Origin of the sequence: Pseudomonas sp. UBA6315, from assembly GCF_002438125.1 — a bacterium.
Taxonomy (GTDB): Bacteria; Pseudomonadota; Gammaproteobacteria; order Pseudomonadales; family Pseudomonadaceae; genus Aquipseudomonas; species Aquipseudomonas faucium.
Map to the genome: position 1 here is coordinate 26,489 of NZ_DJTF01000148.1, position 18,968 is coordinate 45,456.

Annotated in this window: 18 protein-coding genes and 1 pseudogene; 5 read left to right on the forward strand and 14 right to left on the reverse strand. The window is 64.6% G+C overall.

Annotated elements, in window-relative coordinates:
* Positions 1–141 (forward strand): annotated as a pseudogene (locus B3E94_RS17660) (hypothetical protein); the annotation flags it as partial.
* Positions 142–285: 144 nt separating this feature from the next.
* Here the strand turns inward: B3E94_RS17660 and B3E94_RS17665 are convergent.
* From B3E94_RS17665 to B3E94_RS17680, 4 genes are read right to left on the reverse strand one after another with little or no spacing between them, the layout of a single operon-like run.
* Entirely contained in the window at positions 286–1,443 is a 1,158-nt protein-coding gene (locus B3E94_RS17665) for a betaine/proline/choline family ABC transporter ATP-binding protein (protein ID WP_236237371.1), read from the reverse strand.
* Positions 1,440–2,093, reverse strand: a complete 654-nt coding sequence (locus B3E94_RS17670) for an ABC transporter permease (protein ID WP_286914484.1) — start codon at positions 2,091–2,093, stop codon at positions 1,440–1,442. The genes B3E94_RS17665 and B3E94_RS17670 overlap by 4 nt, the downstream gene beginning before the upstream one ends.
* The gene (locus B3E94_RS17675) at positions 2,090–3,001 is read right to left on the reverse strand and encodes a glycine betaine ABC transporter substrate-binding protein (RefSeq protein ID WP_176515379.1); all 912 of its coding nucleotides are present in this window, start codon (positions 2,999–3,001) and stop codon (positions 2,090–2,092) included. The genes B3E94_RS17670 and B3E94_RS17675 overlap by 4 nt, the downstream gene beginning before the upstream one ends.
* 13 nt (positions 3,002–3,014) lie before the next feature.
* Positions 3,015–3,728 carry an ABC transporter permease gene (locus B3E94_RS17680; protein ID WP_176515381.1) on the reverse strand — a complete coding sequence of 238 codons (714 nt, stop codon included), beginning with the start codon at positions 3,726–3,728 and terminating at the stop codon, positions 3,015–3,017.
* A gap of 294 nt (positions 3,729–4,022) precedes the next feature.
* Between B3E94_RS17680 and B3E94_RS17685 the strand changes: the two genes are divergently transcribed.
* The 3 genes from B3E94_RS17685 to B3E94_RS17695 all read left to right on the forward strand — a co-directional run bounded on the left by B3E94_RS17685 (position 4,023) and on the right by B3E94_RS17695 (position 6,504).
* On the forward strand, positions 4,023–4,496 hold the full coding sequence (locus B3E94_RS17685; RefSeq protein WP_286914485.1) for a type II toxin-antitoxin system RelE/ParE family toxin: 474 nt from the start codon (positions 4,023–4,025) through the stop codon (positions 4,494–4,496).
* Positions 4,480–4,809: a helix-turn-helix domain-containing protein gene (locus tag B3E94_RS17690; protein WP_176515423.1), complete on the forward strand. Its 330-nt coding sequence runs from the start codon at positions 4,480–4,482 to the stop codon at positions 4,807–4,809. The genes B3E94_RS17685 and B3E94_RS17690 overlap by 17 nt, the downstream gene beginning before the upstream one ends.
* 111 nt (positions 4,810–4,920) lie before the next feature.
* Positions 4,921–6,504: a peptide chain release factor 3 gene (locus tag B3E94_RS17695; protein ID WP_176515385.1), complete on the forward strand. Its 1,584-nt coding sequence runs from the start codon at positions 4,921–4,923 to the stop codon at positions 6,502–6,504.
* Positions 6,505–6,635: 131 nt separating this feature from the next.
* Here B3E94_RS17695 and B3E94_RS17700 read toward each other — a convergent pair whose 3' ends face one another.
* The 4 genes from B3E94_RS17700 to B3E94_RS17715 all read right to left on the reverse strand — a co-directional run bounded on the left by B3E94_RS17700 (position 6,636) and on the right by B3E94_RS17715 (position 10,422).
* A complete protein-coding gene (locus tag B3E94_RS17700) occupies positions 6,636–7,715 on the reverse strand; it encodes a polyamine ABC transporter substrate-binding protein (RefSeq protein WP_286914486.1) in 1,080 nt (359 codons plus the stop codon).
* Between the two features lie 52 nt (positions 7,716–7,767).
* Complete coding sequence (locus tag B3E94_RS17705; RefSeq protein ID WP_176515389.1) at positions 7,768–8,109, reverse strand: cupin domain-containing protein; 342 nt, start codon at positions 8,107–8,109, stop codon at positions 7,768–7,770.
* A 32-nt stretch (positions 8,110–8,141) separates the two neighbouring features.
* Positions 8,142–9,548 carry an NAD(P)/FAD-dependent oxidoreductase gene (locus tag B3E94_RS17710; RefSeq protein WP_176515391.1) on the reverse strand — a complete coding sequence of 469 codons (1,407 nt, stop codon included), beginning with the start codon at positions 9,546–9,548 and terminating at the stop codon, positions 8,142–8,144.
* A 64-nt stretch (positions 9,549–9,612) separates the two neighbouring features.
* Positions 9,613–10,422, reverse strand: coding sequence for an AraC family transcriptional regulator (locus B3E94_RS17715; RefSeq protein ID WP_286914488.1), 810 nt, complete (start codon positions 10,420–10,422; stop codon positions 9,613–9,615).
* Positions 10,423–10,718: 296 nt separating this feature from the next.
* Here B3E94_RS17715 and B3E94_RS17720 point away from each other — a divergent pair, with 296 nt between their 5' ends.
* A complete protein-coding gene (locus tag B3E94_RS17720; protein WP_236236762.1) occupies positions 10,719–11,606 on the forward strand; it encodes a hypothetical protein in 888 nt (295 codons plus the stop codon).
* Positions 11,607–11,773: 167 nt separating this feature from the next.
* On the opposite strand, the gene B3E94_RS17725 is transcribed toward B3E94_RS17720, so the two are convergent.
* The 6 genes from B3E94_RS17725 to B3E94_RS17750 form a co-directional block, all read right to left on the reverse strand.
* Complete coding sequence (locus tag B3E94_RS17725) at positions 11,774–12,742, reverse strand: peptide ABC transporter ATP-binding protein (protein WP_176515397.1); 969 nt, start codon at positions 12,740–12,742, stop codon at positions 11,774–11,776.
* Positions 12,742–13,710 (reverse strand): ABC transporter ATP-binding protein, encoded by a 969-nt coding sequence (locus B3E94_RS17730; RefSeq protein ID WP_286914490.1) that lies wholly within the window; start codon positions 13,708–13,710, stop codon positions 12,742–12,744. Before B3E94_RS17730 ends, B3E94_RS17725 begins: the two co-directional genes overlap by 1 nt.
* Positions 13,711–13,720: 10 nt before the next feature.
* Positions 13,721–14,647, reverse strand: a complete 927-nt coding sequence (locus B3E94_RS17735) for an ABC transporter permease subunit (protein ID WP_286914491.1) — start codon at positions 14,645–14,647, stop codon at positions 13,721–13,723.
* A gap of 10 nt (positions 14,648–14,657) precedes the next feature.
* Positions 14,658–15,668: an ABC transporter permease subunit gene (locus B3E94_RS17740; RefSeq protein WP_016391137.1), complete on the reverse strand. Its 1,011-nt coding sequence runs from the start codon at positions 15,666–15,668 to the stop codon at positions 14,658–14,660.
* A 76-nt stretch (positions 15,669–15,744) separates the two neighbouring features.
* Positions 15,745–17,340 (reverse strand): ABC transporter substrate-binding protein, encoded by a 1,596-nt coding sequence (locus tag B3E94_RS17745; RefSeq protein WP_286914492.1) that lies wholly within the window; start codon positions 17,338–17,340, stop codon positions 15,745–15,747.
* Positions 17,341–17,413: 73 nt separating this feature from the next.
* The gene (locus B3E94_RS17750) at positions 17,414–18,793 is read right to left on the reverse strand and encodes an OprD family porin (RefSeq protein WP_286914493.1); all 1,380 of its coding nucleotides are present in this window, start codon (positions 18,791–18,793) and stop codon (positions 17,414–17,416) included.
* Between the last annotated feature and the right edge of the window lie 175 nt (positions 18,794–18,968).

The window sequence follows — 18,968 nt, forward strand, 5'->3', positions numbered from 1 at the left end:
CTCGATGTCGCACGGGTGCAGGACAGGATCGTGAAAAAGGGGCCGGATGGCGGGCAGAGTGATGGTCAATACGCCTTGCCCCTGGAACCCGAGTCCAAGGCCTACATCGAACGCTACGGGATTCCCTATGGCTCGTGGTGAGTTTCGGATCTTCTCTGTGAAGGCCAGCGTAGGGATCTGTAAGGCGTTGCATGCATCGCGGGTAAACCCGCTCCTACAGGCCTTGCGCAGATCCTGTGGGAGCGGGCTTGCCCCGCGATTGGGGCGCAAAGCGCCCCCAGCGCTCTAGGAAACCGCCGCCTCGGCCGGCGACACGATGCTGGTCTTGCCGCCCCGCGATCGCCCCGAACTCAGGTAGGCCGCAATCGATTCCTGGGTCACCTCGCCAAGGAACACCTGCTCGGCATCCAGCACCGGCAGCCACGCCCGGTTGAACTCGTACATGCGCGACAACAGGATGCGCAGGTGCTCATCGTGCGACGCCGTGGCATTGAACTGGCGCAGGAAGTCCCCGCAAGTGCCTTGCTGGCGGTGCATGTCACGCCGGCGCACATAGCCCAGCGCCTTGTTCTGCCCATCGGTCACCACCACGTAGCGGCGGTCGTGCTCGTCCAGCAGCTCCAGGGCATCGCCCACCGGCGTCTCCGGGCTCACCGATGGCGCGTTGTCCGCGGCATCTTCGGCGCGCACCAGCAGCAGGCGCTTGAGGGTGCTGTCCTGGCCGACGAAGTTGCTGACGAAATCATCCACCGGGTGCGCCAGCAGGGTGTCCGGGTGGTCCAGCTGCAGCAACTTGCCGGCGCGGAAGATGGCGATCTTGTCGCCCAGCTTGATCGCTTCGTCGATGTCGTGGCTGACCATGATCACGGTCTTGTTCAGCGCCCGCTGCATCTCGAAGAACTCGTTCTGGATCATCTCGCGGTTGATCGGGTCGACCGCGCCGAACGGCTCGTCCATCAGCAGCACCGGCGCCTCGGCGGCGAGCGCGCGGATCACGCCGATACGCTGCTGCTGGCCACCAGACAGCTCGCGTGGGTAGCGCTGCAGGTACTGCTTGGGTTCGAGCTTGATCATGCTCATCAGCTCGCGGGCGCGGTCGTGGCAGCGCTGCTTGTCCCAGCCCAGCAGGCGCGGGACCACGGTGATGTTCTCCTCGATGGTCATGTTGGGGAACAGGCCGATCTGCTGGATCACGTAGCCGATGTGGCGGCGCAGGGTCACCTCGTCCAGGCCGCTGGTGTCTTCGCCGTTGATGAACACCTGGCCGGAGGTAGGCGTGATCAGGCGGTTGATCATCTTCAGCGTGGTGCTCTTGCCGCAGCCCGAGGGGCCGAGGAACACGCAAATTTCGCCTTCGTTGACGGTCAGGCTGACCGCGTCCACGGCTTTGACGTCCTTGCCGTTGACGTTGAAGGTTTTGCTGAGGTTCTTGAGTTCGATCATGAGCGCAGTCCTTCTGGAGTCAGGGCACGTTGCAGGGTTTGCAGGAGCAGGTCGGCGATGATCGCCAGCAGGCTGACCAGCACGGCGCCGACCAGCAGCATCGACATGTCGCTGCGGCTGATGGAAGTGAGGATGAGCACGCCCAGGCCACCGGCACCGATGGTGGCGGCGATGGTCATGACGCCGATGTTCATGACCACGGCAGTCCGCACGCCGCCGAGGATCACTGGCACCGCGATGGGCAGCTCGACCATGCGCAGGCGCTGGCTGAAGGTCATGCCGATGCCGCGCGCGGCTTCACGGATGCCGGGCTCGACGTTGGTCAGCGCGAGGTAGGTGTTGCGCAGGATCGGCAGCAGCGAATAAAGGAACACCGCGGTGATCGCCGGCAGCGGCCCAAGCCCCTGGCCGAACTTGGAGTAGAACGGCAGCAGCAGGCCGAACAGGGCGATCGAGGGGATGGTCAGCAATACCGTGGCGCTGGCCTGCAGGGGGCCGGCCAGGGCGGGGAAGCGGGTCATGAGGATGCCCAGCGGCACGCCGAAGAGGATCGCCAGGCCTACGGCGATGCCGACCAGCATGATGTGCTGCCAGGTCAGTTGCAGCACCAGGGCCCAGTCCAGGTGGGTGAAGGCGTCGAGCAGATTCATGGCTGTACCTCGCTCAGCGGGTGGTCACGCAGGAACGCGGCGGCGACGCTGGTCGGGCTCTGGTGCTCGACGTCGACCTTGGCGTTGAGCTGGCGCATGGTTTCGTCGTCGAGCTGCTCGGCCAGCGGCTTGAGCAAGGCGACCAGTTGCGGGTGGGCGTCGAGCACGGCCTGGCGCACCACCGGGGCGGCGGTGTAGTCCGGGAAGTAGTGCTTGTCGTCTTCGAGCAACTTGAGGTTGAAGGCGTTCAGGCGCCCGTCGGTGGTGTACACCAGGCCGGCGAACACCTGGTTGTTGCTCATGGCGGTGTAGACCAGGCCGGCATCCATCTGGCGGATGTTGGCGCGGCCCACTTGCAGGTCGTACATCTCCTTGAGGCCGACCAGGCCGTCGGGGCGGTTGGCGAACTCGGTGTCCAGCGCGATCAGGTGGTTGCGCTGGCTTTCGTCACGCAGCACCTGGTTCAGGTCGCTGATCGAGTTGACCTGTGGATACGCCTCGGCCACCTGCTTGGGCAGGCCCAGGGCGTAGGTGTTGCTGAACTTCGACGGGGTCAGCCAGATCAGGCCTTTCTTGGCATCCAGTTGCTTGACCCGGGCGTAGGTGGCCTCGGCATTGGGCATGCGTTCGTCGATGTGGTTGTACGACACCAGCGACACCCCGGTGTATTCCCACATCAGGTCGAGCTGGCCGGTTTCCTGGGCCTGGCGCGCCAGGCTGCTGCCCAGGCCGCCGGTGACACGCACCTCGAAGCCATTGGCGCGCAGGTACTGGGCGGTGATTTCGGCGAGCACGGTCTGTTCGGTGAACACCCGCGCGCCGACGCGGATCAGCGGTTTTTCCGCTGCCTGGGCAACACCTGCGAACAGCAGGGCCGCGCCCAGGAGCAAGGCGATTGTCTTTTTCATACGTTCCCTCTTGTCAGTGGGCCAGGCCGCGTTCCAGCCAGCGTCTGCTGGAGAAACTCACCAGCGCATCGAGCAGCAGGGCCAGCAGCGCCGTGCAGGCGGCGCCCAGCAGCAGCTGTGGCTGGTTGTTCAGGGCGATGCCGGGGAAGATCAGGCTGCCCAGGCTGTTGGCGCCGATCAGGAACGCCAGCGGTGCGGTGCCGACATTGAGCGCCAGGGCCACCCGCACACCGCCGACGATGATCGGCACGGCATTGGGCAACTCCACCTGCCAGAGCTGCTGGCGCGGGGTCATGCCGATGCCGGTGGCGGCTTCCTTGAGCGAGGCGGGGACGTTTTTCAGGCCTTCGTAGGTGTTACGCACGATCGGCAGGAGGGAGGCGAGGAACAGCGCGAAGATCGCGGGCCCGGCGCCGATGCCCAGGATACTCAGGGCGATGGCCAGAACGGCCAGGGGGGGAATGGTGTTGCCAACGTTGAAGAACTGCATGAAGCGCTCGGCTTTGTCGACCCGGTGCGGTCGACTCAAGGCAATGCCAGCGGGGATGCCCACGGCCAACGCCGCCGCCATCGAAGCCAGCACCAGAACCAGGTGCGCTTGCAGGTAGAACCCAAGATCGTCGCGATAATGCGCGATCGTGTCGATGCCGATCCAGTGGACCAGCAGGGCCAGGATGACGAGCACGGCGGCCCATCCCAACAGCCCTTTTCCGTAGCGTGTAGCCACAGGCGGACTCCTTGTGTTGTCGGCGAGCACACTCTTTTTTTGGCCGGCCATACCTGGCAGCGAGTGGTGTGTTCGCGAGTAGCAGCGTGAAGCAACCGAAGGCTGCGATCAGGCCATGAGCCGAACCCCGTCGGGCCCGAAAATGCTGATGAAACCAGTCCCCAAGCGAAGCGGGTTGCAGGGGAGTGGACGTCTCCGAGGGCGTAAAGGTTCCCATCTGAGGCGGCATTTGGCCAGTGTTAATCACTGGGGGCAGTGATTTTTCCTACGGAAAAACAATGCAAAACCTACTTAATGGCGTTGTATTACCTGCTATTGAGCCGTCAGGCCGAAGGGCAATATTTCCCCTGGAATTCACTGAATATTCGCTTGATGGAATATTCCTCCGGAGGTATTTTTGCCATGTGGTCTATAGGGATGTGCTTGGAGTTCATGGTCGAGTTTGAGCAATTGGCCGAGGAAGTACAGGATGAACTGCTGTCCCAGCTTCATCTGCTTGAGCGCCGGGGGCCTGCTTTGGGGAGACCGCGCGTGGATACCTTGAATGGTTCGAAGCATTCGAACATGAAAGAGCTGCGCTTTAGTGCTGATGGCGGTGTTTGGCGCGTCGCGTTCGCTTTCGACAGGGCACGTTGTGCATTGCTGCTAGTGGCTGGTGATAAAGCGGGCATGAGTGAACGTAGGTTTTATCGGAGTCTGATCGAGCGCGCCGATGAGCGCTTTGATCGGCATCTGTCCAGAGGTCGAGAACATGTACAAGACACTTGATGATGTGATGGGCGAGCTTTCACCTGAGCGCAGAGCGAAAGTCGAAAAGCGCGGCCGCGAACTTATCCGCGAAGAAATGACGCTACAAGCGCTGCGCAAGCAGCTTGAGATCACTCAGGAAGGGATGGCGGAGCGTCTCGACGTGCGCCAGGGGAACGTCTCGAAAGTTGAAAATCGCAGCGATATGTTGATTTCAACCCTGCGCACTTACCTGGAGGCGATGGGCGGTAGGCTGGAGTTGGTAGCGCATTTGCCTGGGCGCGCACCGGTCACCCTTGAGGGGTTTACAGAGGATCCGGTTTCACGCGCCTGATTTTATCGGGCGGCGACAATGCGCAACACGTTCGGCGGTGCGCATTTTGGCCTCGCGTGCGACTTCAGGTATGATACTGCCCCTTTTCGATCCCCAGTCAGGCGATTTCCCATGACCAACCAGGCCGCCGAAGTCGCGAAGCGCCGCACTTTCGCAATCATTTCCCACCCCGACGCCGGTAAGACCACCATCACCGAGAAGCTGCTGCTGATGGGCAAGGCCATTGCCGTCGCCGGTACCGTGAAGTCGCGCAAGTCCGACCGCCACGCCACCTCCGACTGGATGGAAATGGAGAAGCAGCGCGGCATCTCCATCACCACCTCGGTGATGCAGTTCCCGTACCGCGAGCACATGATCAACCTGCTCGACACCCCCGGCCACGAAGACTTCTCCGAAGACACCTACCGCACCCTGACCGCGGTGGACTCGGCGCTGATGGTGCTCGACGGCGGTAAGGGTGTAGAGCCGCGGACCATCGCCCTGATGGACGTCTGCCGCCTGCGCGACACGCCCATCGTCAGCTTCATCAACAAACTCGACCGTGACATCCGCGACCCGATCGAACTGCTCGACGAAATCGAAGCGGTACTGAAGATCAAGGCCGCGCCGATCACCTGGCCGATCGGTTGCTACCGCGACTTCAAGGGCGTGTATCACCTGACCGGCGACTACATCGTGGTCTACACCCCGGGCCACGGCCACGAGCGCACCGAAGCCAAGATCATCCAGAACCTGGACTCGGACGAAGCCCGCGCGCACCTGGGCGACCAGTACGATTCGTTCGTCGAGCAGCTCGAGCTGGTGCAGGGCGCCTGCCACGAGTTCAACCAGGAAGAGTTCATCAACGGCCAGCTGACCCCGGTGTTCTTCGGTACTGCCCTTGGCAACTTCGGTGTCGACCACGTGCTCGACGCCGTCGTCGACTGGGCGCCACGCCCGCTCGGCCGCGTGGCCCACGAGCGCACCGTGGAGCCGGTCGAAGAGAAGTTCACCGGCTTCGTGTTCAAGATCCAGGCGAACATGGACCCCAAGCACCGCGACCGTATCGCCTTCATGCGCATCTGCTCGGGCAAGTACGAAAAGGGCATGAAGATGCGCCACGTGCGCATCAACAAGGACCTGCGCGTGGGCGATGCGCTGACCTTCTTCTCCTCCGAGCGCGAGCAGCTGGAAGAGGCCTATGCCGGCGACATCATCGGCCTGCACAACCACGGCACCATCCAGATCGGCGACACCTTCACCGAAGGCGAGGCGCTGGGCTTCACCGGTATCCCGCACTTCGCCCCGGAGCTGTTCCGCCGCGTGCGCCTGAAGGACCCGCTGAAATCCAAACAGCTGCGCCAGGGCCTGCAGCAGCTGGCCGAAGAGGGCGCCACCCAGGTGTTCTTCCCCGAGCGCAGCAACGACATCATCCTCGGTGCGGTGGGTGTGCTGCAGTTCGACGTGGTCGCCAGCCGCCTGAAGGAAGAGTACAAGGTCGAGTGCGCCTACGAGCCGATCACCGTGTGGTCGGCGCGCTGGATTGCCTGCGATGACAAGAAGAAGCTCGAGGAATTCCAGAACAAGGCCATGGAGAACCTGGCCATCGACGGCGGTGGGCACCTGACCTACCTGGCGCCGACCCGGGTCAACCTGGCGTTGATGGAAGAGCGCTGGCCGGACATCAAGTTCCGCGCGACCCGCGAGCACCACTGATTTTCATGGCCAGGTCGTCTGCACTGGCCCTATCGCCGGCAAGCCGGCTCCCACAGGTACTGCACAAGGCTTGAGGCCTGTGTAGATCCCTGTGGGAGCCGGCTTGCCGGCGATAGGCCGGTGCAGCCTACCTAGTTCCCTGCCTTGATACTGGTCCAGATTCGCGTGCGAATGCGGTCGATCTTGGCCGGCATCGCCTCCAGCGCATACAGCTTGCCCATCACCTCCTCGCTTGGGTAGATCATGCTGTTGCCCTTCATCGCCGGGTCCACCAGGGTGTCAGCCTTGAGGTTGCCGTTGGCGTACTGCACGTGGTTGCTGATGTTGGCCATCACCTGCGGCTGCAGCAGGTAGTTCATGTAGGCGTAGCCCGCCTTCTCGTCCGGCGCATCGGCCGGCATGGCGACCATGTCGAACCACATCGGCGCACCCTCCTTGGGTATCGAATAGCCCACCTTCACCCCGTTCTTCGCCTCGTCTGCGCGGTTCTTCGCCTGCAGCACGTCACCCGAGAAGCCCACCACCACGCAGATATCGCCATTGGCCAGGTCGCCGGTGTACTTGGATGAGTGGAAGTAGCTGATGTACGGCCGCACCTTCATCAGCAGGTCCTTGGCCTTTTCGTAGTCCTTCGGGTCCTGGCTGTGGTGCGGCAGGCCCAGGTAGTGCAGGGCGATCGGCAGCAGCTCGGGGCCGTTGTCGAGCACCGCGACGCCGCAGCTTTTCAGCTTGCTCATGTACTCGGGCTTGAAGATCAGGTCCCAGGAATCGACCGGCGCGTTGTCGCCCAGCACCGCCTTGACCTTGTCGATGTTGTAGCCGATGCCAGTGCTGCCCCACAGGTACGGGAAGCCATACTGGTTGCCCGGGTCGTTGACCTCCAGCGCCTTGAGCAGCACCGGGTTGAGGTTCTGCCAGTTGGGCAGCTGCGACTTGTCGAGCTTCTTCAGGGCCTTGCCCTGGATCTGCCGGGCCATGAAGTGGTTGGACGGAAACACCACGTCGTAGCCGGAGTTGCCGGTCATCAGCTTGCCGTCGAGGGTCTCGTTGCTGTCGTACACGTCGTAGGTCGGAACGATACCGGTAGCTTGCTGGAAGTTCTTCAGGGTGTCGGGGGCGACATAGCTGGACCAGTTGTAGATCTTCACCGTGTCGGCGGCGCTGGCCACGCTGGCGGCCAGCATCAGGGGTGCGAGAAGGAGGGTGCGCATGTCGGGTTTACCTTGCTTTGTCTGTTGTTATCGAAGGCAGGCGATCAGCGGATCAGAAAATCAGAACGTAGGTCTTGCGCACGGTCTCCTGGATGTCCCAGATGCCGGTGCTGTTGGCCGGTAGCATCAGTGCGTCTCCGGCTTCTATGTGCAAGGTCTGCCCACCGTCGGGGGTGAAGGTGCAGCGGCCCTTGATGAAATGGCAGAACTCCTGTTGCACGATCTGCCGCCGCCAGCGGCCGGGGGTGCACTCCCAGATGCCGGTTTCGACGCCGTCGCTGCGCTCCACGCAGGTGACCGAGGCCACTGATACGGGCTCGCCGAGGGGGACGGCTACCGGGTTGGCGCTGTCCAGCACGGCGCTGTCGGTGTGTTTGAACTGGGTGATGCTCATTGCAGGTGGGTCCTGTGCAGATGAAAGGGAAGTCAGTGCATGAAGCCTTCCATGAAGTCCGCGAGCGAGCTGGCCAGGCGCCGCCTCCAGGGCGCACTGGCGGGGTTGGCGAGGGTCCGGTCCTCGTGGACGAAACTCTGGATGATGGCGTTGTAGCCCAGCCAGCGGCAGGGCTCGGGCGGCCAGCCGGCCAGGCTCGACAAGGGGCGGTTGTCGAGCACCCAGGGCTGGGCGGTCAGTTCGTTGCGCTGGTTGAGGATCAGCGCGGCCAGGGTGCGGCCCCCCAGGTTGGTGGCGCCGACGCCTTCGCCGCCGTAACCGCCGGACAGCGCGATACCGCGCTGGCGGTCGCACAGCATGTGCGGGCGGAAACGCCGCGCCATGCCCAGGTTGCCGCCCCAGGTATGGGTGATGCGCACGTGCTTGAGCTGCGGGAACAGTTCGCTGAACAGGTAGCGACGCAGCTCCACTTCGGCCTCGGTGAGGTTGAAGTCCTCGCGCAGGCGGCCGCCGAAGCGATAGCCGCCGCGCGCGCCGAACACCAGACGGTTGTCGGCGCTGCGCTGGCCATAGGTGACCTGGCGGCTGTTCTCGCTGAAGGCCTGGCCCTGGGCCAGGCCGATCTCCTGCCAGGTCGACTCGGGCAAGGGTTCGGTGGCCACCAGCAGGCTCTGCACCGGCAGCTGGTGCTTGCCCAGCGGCGGCAGGCTGGCGGCGTAGCCTTCGACGGCAGGCACCATCCATTGGCAGCGGATGCGTGCCAGCGGCGTGCGCACTTCGCCGGGCTGCCAGTCGATGGCCGGGGTGTTTTCGTAGATCGGCACGCCCAGCGCTTCTACTGCCCGGGCCAGGCCGCGCACCAGCTTGGCTGGCTGGATGGTCGCGGTGTGCGGGCTGTAGATGGCGCCGTAGGCATTGCTCACGCGCAACTGCGCGGCCAGCTGTTCGGGGCCGAGCCAGCGGTAGTCTTCTTCGCGCATGCCCTGGCGGTACAGGTCGTCGAGGTAGGCGCGCAGGGTGCGCTCCTGTTCCGGGTAGCGGGCGGCGCAGTACAGCACGCCACCTTTGCGAAAATCGCAATCGATGCCCTCGCGCTGCAGCACGCCGTGGACTTCGTCGGGAATGCCCTGCAGCAGGTCGATGCTGGCGCGCCGTTGCTGCGGCGACAAGCTGGCCAGCAGGCGGTCTTCGCCGAGCAGGTTGCCCATCAGCCAGCCGCCGTTGCGCCCGGAGGCGCCGAAGCCGGCGATGTTGGCTTCGAGCACGGCGATGTTCAGGTGCGGCGCCTGGCGCTTGAGGTAGTAGGCGGTCCATAGGCCGGTGTAGCCGGCGCCGATGATGCACACGTCCAGGTCCAGGTCTTCGCGCAGGGCCGGGCGGGCGCACAGTGGCTCGTCGAGCTGGTCCATCCACAGGCTTAGCGTGCGCAGGGGTTGCATCGGGTTCGGCTCCACATCCGTCTTGGTCTGTGGGCGATGCTAGTGGGCTTGGCGCTTGGCTGTCCTACGTGCGTGCACGCAGGGAATTTTGCTTGAGGTAGGCCTTGGGCGTGAGCCCGGTGTGCGCGCGAAAGCACTTGTAGAAGGCCGACAGCGAGTTGAAACCGGCACTGAACGCCAGGTCGTCGATCGAGGCCGCGTGGCTGCCCTGGCCAAGGCTGGCCATCAGGTGTTGCAGGCGCGCCTGGTTGACGTAGCGGTAGAAGCTCTGGCCGAGCACCTGGTTGAGCAGGTAGGAGATCTGGTTGCGGCTGTAGCCGCTGGCCTCGGCCACCTGTTGCAGGTCCAGCTCCGGGTCCAGGTAGGGGCGCTGGCGCTGGAAGTAGTGCTCCAGGTCCTGGGCCATGGTCGACAGTTGCCGCGGCGACAGGCCCAGGCGGCTGGTGGCCGGGCGCGGGCCGCTTCGAGCCAGGCCCTGGCCGTTTTGCCGCACCAGCGTGGCGTATTCGTTGACCCGCCAGATCAGCCCGTCCCTGACCGTAATCGCTTCGCTCGACTGGAACGCCACCAGGCCTTCGCCCCCCTGCACCGTGACCTGGTACTGGATGAACGCGGTGCAGCCATCGACGCGGATGCGGTCGCTGTGGACGATGTCTTCGCCGGCTTCGTGGGGCAGGCAGGCGCGCACGTAGTCGCGCAGCTCGCGGTAGCCGAGCACGCGGTTCTGGAAGAAGTCGTGGTACTGGATGTCGGGGTGATAGAGCGCGATCACGCCGTCGAGGTCGCGATGCTTCCAGCACAGGTGGTAGCGCAGGACCGTTTCGGCAGTGATCGGCGTTTGTTCGGGGCCGTCGGGGAGGGTGTTCGGGCTCATGTGCAGATAGTGCCGAGGGGCGCGAACGGAGGCAAGCCAGTGCCGGCCTCTTCGCGGGCAAGCCCGCTCCCACTGATAGCTGCTGTGGGAGCGAGCTTGCCCCGCGAAGAGGCCGGCATGCATTGCATAAACCCTGAAGCATTTGCCGCAAACCGGGTGTTTTGCACGACAAGAAAAAAGGAAGCCAGGCTAACCCATTGAATTTCATGGAAGTCATTTTTTGACACATTTGGCACAGCCCCTGCACCTACCACCATGCGACTGGTCCTGTTGCTCACAACAAAGGCGAAAATCCCATGATCCCCTCTGCCGATTACCCCTATGCCGATGCTCAGTCACGCTCAGGCGTGTCCTGGGCGGCCATCTTTGCCGGTGCCGCTGCGGCGGCTTCCCTTTCCCTGATCCTGGTGGTACTGGGTGCGGGTCTTGGCTTTGCCGCGACCTCGCCCTGGGCCAATGAAGGTGCCAGCGCCAAGGCGCTGGGCATCTCGACGATCATCTGGCTGCTGTTGACCCAGATCATCGCGTCCGGCCTGGGTGGCTACATTGCCGGGCGGTTGCGGGTGAAGTGGGCCAACCTGCATGGCGATGAAGTGTACTTTCGCGACACCGCCCACGGCTTCCTTGCCTGGGCAGTGGCCACGCTGGTGGCGGCCATGTTGATCGTCAGCACCGCCGGCGGTATCGCCAGCGCCGGTATGCAGGCCGGGGCCAGCGCTGTTGGCGCCGCCGCCAGCATGGCGCCCAAGCCTGACCCCAATGGCTATTTCGTCGACAGCCTGTTCCGTGGCGACGGCCCGGCGCCGGTCAGCGAGGATGCCGCCAACGGTATCGCCACGCGGATCATCGCCAAATCCATCAGCCAGGGCACGCTCGCCGAGGGCGACCGCACTTACCTGGCGCAACTGGTGGCGCAACGCACGCGTCTGACTCAGCCCGAGGCCGAGGCCCGGGTGGACCAGGTGTTCGCGCAAGTGCAGCAAGCCAAGGTGCAGGCACAGCAGGCAGCCGATACCGCAGCCAAGGTGGCGGCGTGGACTGCGCTGTGGACCTTCGTTGCGCTGCTTTGCGGGGCATTCTTCGCCAGCCTGGCGGCACTGTTCGGCGGTCGTCGTCGTGACCGTGTGCTGTGGGTTGAAGCTGAAGGGGTGGATTACACCGCGCGTCGTACCGTTCAACGTTGAGGAAGGAGAAACGTCATGCGCTCATTACTGCTGTGGATGCTTGGGGTACCGATTCCGGTGATCATCCTGATCGCGATATTCATGCATTGAGATAGCGGGGGCCGCTTTGCGGCCCTTCGCCGGCAAGCCGGCTCCCACAGGGACTGTGAGAGCCGGCTTACGCCTGTCTAAAGGAACTGCTCGGCATAATGGCAGGCCACCTGCCGACTCCCCACCTGCCGAAACGCCGGCACTTCCTTGCCACAGCGCTCCGTCGCATACGGGCAGCGCTTGTGAAACGCACAGCCATCCGGCGGGTTCAGCGGGTTGGGCAATTCCCCGGCAATGCGAATCTTCGGCTTCAGCGGGTCCGGGTGAATCGCCGGCGTCGCCGACAGCAACGCCTGCGTATACGGATGCAGCGGCTTCTCGTAGATATCCGCTTTGGGCCCCATCTCCGCCGGCCGCCCCAGGTACATCACCAGCACCTGGTCGGCCACATGGCGCACCACCGCCAGGTTGTGCGAGATGAACACATAGGCGGTGTTGAATTCCTTCTGCAGGTCCATGAACAGGTTCAGCACCTGGGCCTGGATCGACACGTCCAACGCTGATGTCGGCTCGTCGGCCACCAGCACCTTCGGTTGCAGCATCATCGCCCGGGCCAGGGCGATGCGCTGGCGCTGACCGCCGGAGAACATGTGCGGATAACGCTGGTAGTGCTCGGGGCGCAGGCCGACCTGCTCCATCATCTTCTGCACTTTTTCGCGCCGTTCGGCCTTGCTCAGCGAGGTATTGATCAGCAGCGGCTCGGCCAGCTGGTCGCCGATCTTCTGCCTTGGGTTGAGCGAGGCGTAGGGGCTCTGGAACACCATCTGCACATCGCGGCGCAGTTGCTTGCGCGCCTGCTTGCTGGCGCCGGTAACCTCGGTGCCGGCAATTTGCAGCGAGCCCGATGAAGGCTCTTCGATCAGCGTCAGGGCACGCGCCAGGGTCGACTTGCCGCAGCCGGACTCACCGACCACGGCCAGGGTCTTGCCCGCCTCCAGCTCGAACGACACGCCATTGAGCGCACGCACCAGCGCATGGCCCTTGAACAGGCCACGGGATACCTCGTAATGCCGGGTCAGCTCCCGCGCAGTGAGAACGACGGCCATCACGCCACCTCCTGGTTCAGCGGATAGAAGCAACGCACCAGGCTGTGGGCCTGGGGTTCGAGGGCCGGGCGCTGGCGCCGGCAGTTGTCCTGCACATACGGGCAGCGCGGTGACAGCAGGCAACCCGCGGGGCGGTCGTAGCGGCCGGGCACGATGCCGGGCAGGGTGGCCAGGCGTTCGGCGCCCAGGCTGTGCTCGGGGATCGCCGCCAGCAGCGCTTCGCTGTAGGGGTGGGCGGGGACCTCGAACAGCGCCGGCACCTGCCCCACCTCCACTGCCTGGCCGGCATACATCACGCACACGCGCCTGGCGGTTTCGGCGACCACGGCCAGGTCATGGGTGATCAGGATGAGCGCCATGTTGCGCTCCTTCTGCAGGTTCACCAGCAGCTCCATGATCTGCGCCTGGATGGTCACGTCGAGCGCGGTGGTCGGCTCGTCGGCGATCAGCAGCTTGGGCTCGCCGGCAATTGCCATGGCGATCGCCACGCGCTGGCTCATGCCGCCCGAGAGCTGGTGCGGATAGGCGTCCAGGCGGCTTTCGGCGGCCGGGATCTCGACCTTCTTCAGCAGCTCCAGGGCGCGCTGGCGCGCGGCCTTGCCCTTCAGACCCAGGTGCTGGCGCAGCACTTCCTCGATCTGGAAGCCCACGGTGTAGCTCGGGTTGAGCGCGGTCATCGGGTCCTGGAAGACCATGGCGATATCCTTGCCCACCACCTTGCGCCGCAGGCGGCCGCTGAGCTTGAGCATGTCGGTGCCATCGAAGCTCAGGGTATCGGCGGTGATGCGCCCGGGGGCGTCGATCAGGCCCATCAGGGCCATCATGGTCACCGACTTGCCCGAGCCGGACTCGCCGACGATGGCCAGGATCTCGCCGGCATCCACCGCCAGGTCCAGGCCATCCACCACCGGCACCGCATTGGCGTCGCCGAAGCGCACGTTCAGGTTGTTGATCTGCAACAGTGACATGGCGCTCTCCTCAGGCGGCGTTCTTGAGTTTCGGGTCCAGCGCATCGCGCAGGCCGTCGCCCATCAGGTTGATGGCCAGCACACTCAGCAGGATCGTCAGCCCAGGCAGGCTCACCACCCACCAGGCGCGCTCGATGTAGTCCCGCGCCGAGGCCAGCATGGTGCCCCACTCCGGGGTCGGCGGTTGCACGCCAAGGCCCAGGAAACCCAGCGCGGCGGCATCGAGGATGGCCGAGGAGAAGCTCAGGGTGGCCTGCACGATCAACGGCGCCATGCAGTTGGGCAGCACGGTGACGAACATCAGCCGCGGCAGGCCGGCACCGGCCAGGCGGGCGGCGGTGACGTAGTCGCGGTTGAGCTCACCCATTACCGCGGCGCGGGTCAGGCGCACGTAGGAGGGCAGCGAGACGATGGCGATGGCGATCACCGTGTTGATCAGGCCTGGGCCGAGGATGGCGACGATCGCCACGGCCAGGAGCAACGACGGCAGGGCCAGCATCACGTCCATCAGGCGCATGATCGAAGGGCCGAGGATGTGCGGGAAGAAGCCGGCCAGCAGGCCCAGGAGGATGCCGGGAATCATCGACATCACCACCGAGGACAGGCCGATCAGCAGCGACAGCCGCGCGCCCTGGATCAGCCGCGAGAGCAGGTCGCGGCCCAGCTCGTCGGTGCCGAGGATGAATTGCCAGTTGCCGCCTTCGAGCCACACCGGCGGCGTGAGCAGGAAGTCGCGGTACTGCTCGCTGGGGTCATGCGGGGCGACCCACGGCGCGAACAGCGCGCAGAACACCACCAGGCACATGAAAGCCAGGCCCATCACCGCGCCCTTGTTGCGCGAGAAGGCGTGCCAGAATTCCTTGTACGGCGAGGGGTAGAGCAGGCTCTGGTCCACCGGGGTGGCCGGCGCCACGGATTTTGCAATCGGGCTAGTCATGACGGGGGCCTCAGCGCTGATGACGGATGCGTGGGTTGGCCAGGCCGTAGAGGATGTCCACGACGAAGTTGACCAGGATCACCAGGCAGGCAATCAACAGGATGCCGTTCTGGACCACGGGGTAGTCACGGGCACCGATGGCTTCGATCAGCCACTTGCCGATGCCCGGCCAGGAAAAGATGGTTTCGGTGAGCACCGCACCGGCCAGCAGCGTGCCGACCTGCAGGCCGAACACCGTCAGCACCGGGATCAGCGCGTTGCGCAGGCCATGCACGAACACCACGCGGGCCGGCGACAGGCCCTTGGCGCGGGCGGTGCGGATGTAGTCCTCGCGCAGCACCTCGAGCATCGACGAGCGGGTCATGCGGGCAATCACCGCCAGCGGGATGGTGCCGAGCACGATGGCCGGCAGGATCAGGTGCATCACCGCGTCCTTGAACGCGCCCTCTTCGTCGCTGAGCAGGGTGTCGATGAGCATGAAGCCGGTTTTCGGCTCGATGTCGTAGAGCAGGTCGATGCGCCCGGAAACCGGGGTCCAGCCCAGGCTCACCGAGAAGAACATGATCAGGATCAGGCCCCACCAGAAGATCGGCATGGAATAGCCCGCCAGCGAGATGCCCATCACCCCATGGTCGAACAGCGAGCCACGCTTGAGGGCCGCGATCACCCCGGCCAGCAGGCCGACGGTGCCGGCGAACAGCAAAGCGGCGAACGACAGCTCCAGGGTGGCCGGGAACAGGGTGAGGAACTCGGTCCACACGCTCTCGCGGGTGCGCAGCGATTCTCCCAGATCACCCTGGGCCAGCTTGCCGACGTAGTCCAGGTACTGGACCGGCAGCGGCTTGTTCAGGCCCAGGCGCTCCATGGCCTGGGCGTGCATTTCGGGGTCGACCCTGCGTTCGCCCATCATCACTTCCACCGGGTCGCCGGGGATCAGGCGTATGAGCGCGAAGGTCAGCAAGGTGATGCCGAAGAAGGTCGGTATCAGCAAGCCCAGGCGCCGGGCAATAAAACTCAACATTGTCGGGGTTACCTCATCGGCCGTTGTACGGCGGTGCCGCCGGTGCCCGTGTGGGTTGCCGGCGATCGTTGTTGTTCTACTTCACCTTGGTGGTGGCGAAGTTGTTGTTGGTCAGAGGGTTGATCACGTAACCCTCCACGTTCTCACGCATGGCAGTGAACAGCTTCGGATGGGCCATGCTGATCCAGGGCTGGTCGTCATCGTACACCTTCAATGCCTCGGCATAGAGCCTTGCGCGTTGGTCGTTGTCGATCACTTCGCGGGCGCGGGTGATCAGCTCCTGGAATTTCGAGTTGCACCAGCGGGCGTAGTTCTCGCCGTTTTTGGCGGCTTCGCAACTGAGCAGCGGGCTGAGGAAATTGTCCGGGTCGCCGTTGTCGCCGGCCCAGCCGGTGGACACCAGGTCGGCCTCGCCTTTCTTGGCCCGGCGCAGCATTTCGGCCCACTCCATCACGCGGATATCCAGGGTCAGGCCGACCTGCTTGAGGTCGGCCTGGAGCATTTCTGCCGACAGGCGCGGGTTGGGGTTGGTCGGGCCACCGCCGTTGCGGGTGAACAAGGTGATGACCGTGCCTGGCGGCACGCCGGCATCCTTGAGCAGTTGGCGGGCCTTGTCCAGGTCGCGGGGCGGGTTCCGGTTCTCGGTGTTGTAGCCAATCATGGTCGGCGGGTAGGGGTTCACCCCCACCAGCGCGTTGCCCTTGCCGAACAGCTGGTCGACGTGGGTCTGGCGGTCGAAGGCCATGTTGATGGCTTTGCGCACACGCACATCGCTCAGGTACTTGTGCTGGGTGTTCATGGCGATGTAGCCGGTGACCAGGGCTTCGATCTCGGCCACCTTGAGCCTGGGGTCGGCCTTGATCGAGGGCACGTCGTCAGGTTTGGGGTACAGCGCCACCTGGCACTCGTTGGCGCGCAGCTTCTGCAGGCGCACGTTGCTGTCGGTGGCGATGGCGAAGATCAGCGCATCGCTGGGCGGCTTGCCGCGAAAGTAGTCCGGGTTGGGCTTGAAGCGGACCTGGGCGTCCTTGTTGTAGCGCTGGAAGATGAACGGGCCGGTGCCGATCGGTTTGCTGTTGAGCTCGCCGGTCTTGCCGGCCTTGAGCAGCTGGTCGCCGTATTCGGCCGAGTAGATCGAGGTGAAGCCCATGGCCATGTCCCGCAGAAAGGGCGCTTCAGGGCGCGTCAGGGTAATGACCACGGTGTGCTCGTCGGTCTTCGTCACCGACTTGAGCAACTGCTTGAAGGCCATGCTCTCGAAGTACGGGTAGCCGACGCTGGTCTTGTCGTGCCAGGGGTGGCCCGGGTCGAGCTGGCGATTGAGGCTCCACAGCACATCGTCGGCGTTGAACTCGCGGGTTGGGGTGAAGTAGTCGGTGGTGTGGAACTTCACCCCCGGGCGCAGGTGAAAGGTGTAGGTCAGGCCGTCGGGCGAGATGTCCCAGCGTTCGGCCAGGGCCGGCTGGATGTCGGTGGTGCCGGGCTTGAAGTCGACCAGGCGGTTGAACACCGTTTCGGCCGAGGCGTCGAAGGTGACCGCCGTGGTGTACTGAACCACGTCGAAGCCTTCCGGGCTGGCTTCGGTGCACACCACCAGGGGCTTGGCGGCCAGTTGCCCGGCGCTGGTGATGAAGATCGCGGCCAGGGCCGCGCGCAGTGCTAGCGATGTCATGGAACCTCCCTGCATGCTTTGATTCCAGCGTAGCCGCCACGGCCCGGATGCAAGCGGGCCGTGGCGCAAACGGTCAGAGGATGTTGAATGGAATGGTGGTGACGATGCGCAGCTCGTCCAGGCTGCCATCGGCCTGGGCCTTGCTGGCCCGGTGCGCGGTGTAGGTGGCGCGGATGCTGGTGTCCTTCAGCGGCCCGCTCTGCACCGCGTAGCTGGTGCCGATGCCCCACTCGTAGTGGGTCTCGCCGTCCATGCCTTTGACGTCGTAGGCGCTGCCCCGGTAATGGGTGCCATCGATGCCCCAGCCGCGGGCGTTGTACAGGTTGAACTTGAGCCCAGGCACGCCGTAGGGCGCCATGTTCAATACATAGGCAAGCTGCAGGGATTTCTCGTTGGGGCCGTTGAAGTCCGACAGCAGCGAGTTGGCCAGGTAGATGCCGTTGGTTTCGTGCAGGTAGTCGAAGTACTCGTTGCCGTTGACCTGCTGCCAGGATGCCGTGAGGGTGTGCGCCTGGTGGGTCAGGCCGAGCGACAGGCTGTAGGTGTCGTTGTCGATCTTGCCCATCTTCTGGCTGCCGGCGTCCACGGTCTTGTAGTAGTTCAGGCCGGTGGTCAGGCTCAGCGCTGCGCTGTCGCCGAGCACGTGGTTGGCGCCGAAGTAGTACTGGTTCCAGAAGTCGTCGACCTTGCTGGCGTAGAGGCTGGTGGTCAGGCTCTTGAGCGGCTGGTAGTTGACCCCGGCGGTGCTGGCGCGGTCGGTTTCCACGCCGGTGGCGCCGTATTCGCTGCGAAACTTGCTCAGGCTCTGCTCGCTGCGCGGCGAGACGCGATCGAAGGTGCCCACATCGAACGACAGGTTGTCGAACTCGGCGCTGTGCAGGAATGCGCCCTGGAAGCTCGAGGGCAGGGCGCGGTTGCCGATGTAGGCGATCATCGGCGTGTCCACCGATTGGCGGCCGACGGTCAGGGTGGTGTTGGATACCCGCGCCTTGAGGTTGGCCAGGCCCATCTTGCTCCACTGGCCGACGGGGTCGCCGTCGCTGTGGGTGAGGGTGCGGTTGTTCGGCCCGGCGACGGCGGCGCGGCCCTGCTCCAGGGCGATGGCGTTGTAGCCGGCGGTCTCGACGGCGAAGCCTACGGTGCCCTGGGTGAAGCCTGAGCTGTAGTTGAGGATGGTGCCTTGCACCCAGTTGTCGCGGCTGTGGGTGTCGTGGCGGCTGCCGTCGCCCTTGGAGTACTTCCACAGCGCTGCGCGGGTGGCGCGTTCGCGGGCGTACCAGTTGCGGGTGCTGCCGGACAGGCTCTGGCCCTCGGCGAAGCCTTGGGCCTGGTCTTGTTCGCTGGCGGCTTTGAGGCTGAACGGGACGTAGGCCTGGCTCTGGGTGTCGGCCTGGGCCGTGGCGCAATAGGCGCTGACGGCCAAGGCCAGTGCGGTGAGAGTGAAAAGTCTCAAGTTAAAGCTCCCTTTCTGTTCTTTTAGTTATTGCCTGGCCTTGTGGGCCGGGTGGTTCGCTGCGGCGTTGCCAGGGTTGCCACGGGATCGCCGGGCAGAATTGGGGGTTGTGCTGGGCGTGCCGGCCCTAGCGCCGGCCAGCCGCCTCCCACAGGCAGTCCTCCCGCAATGCTTG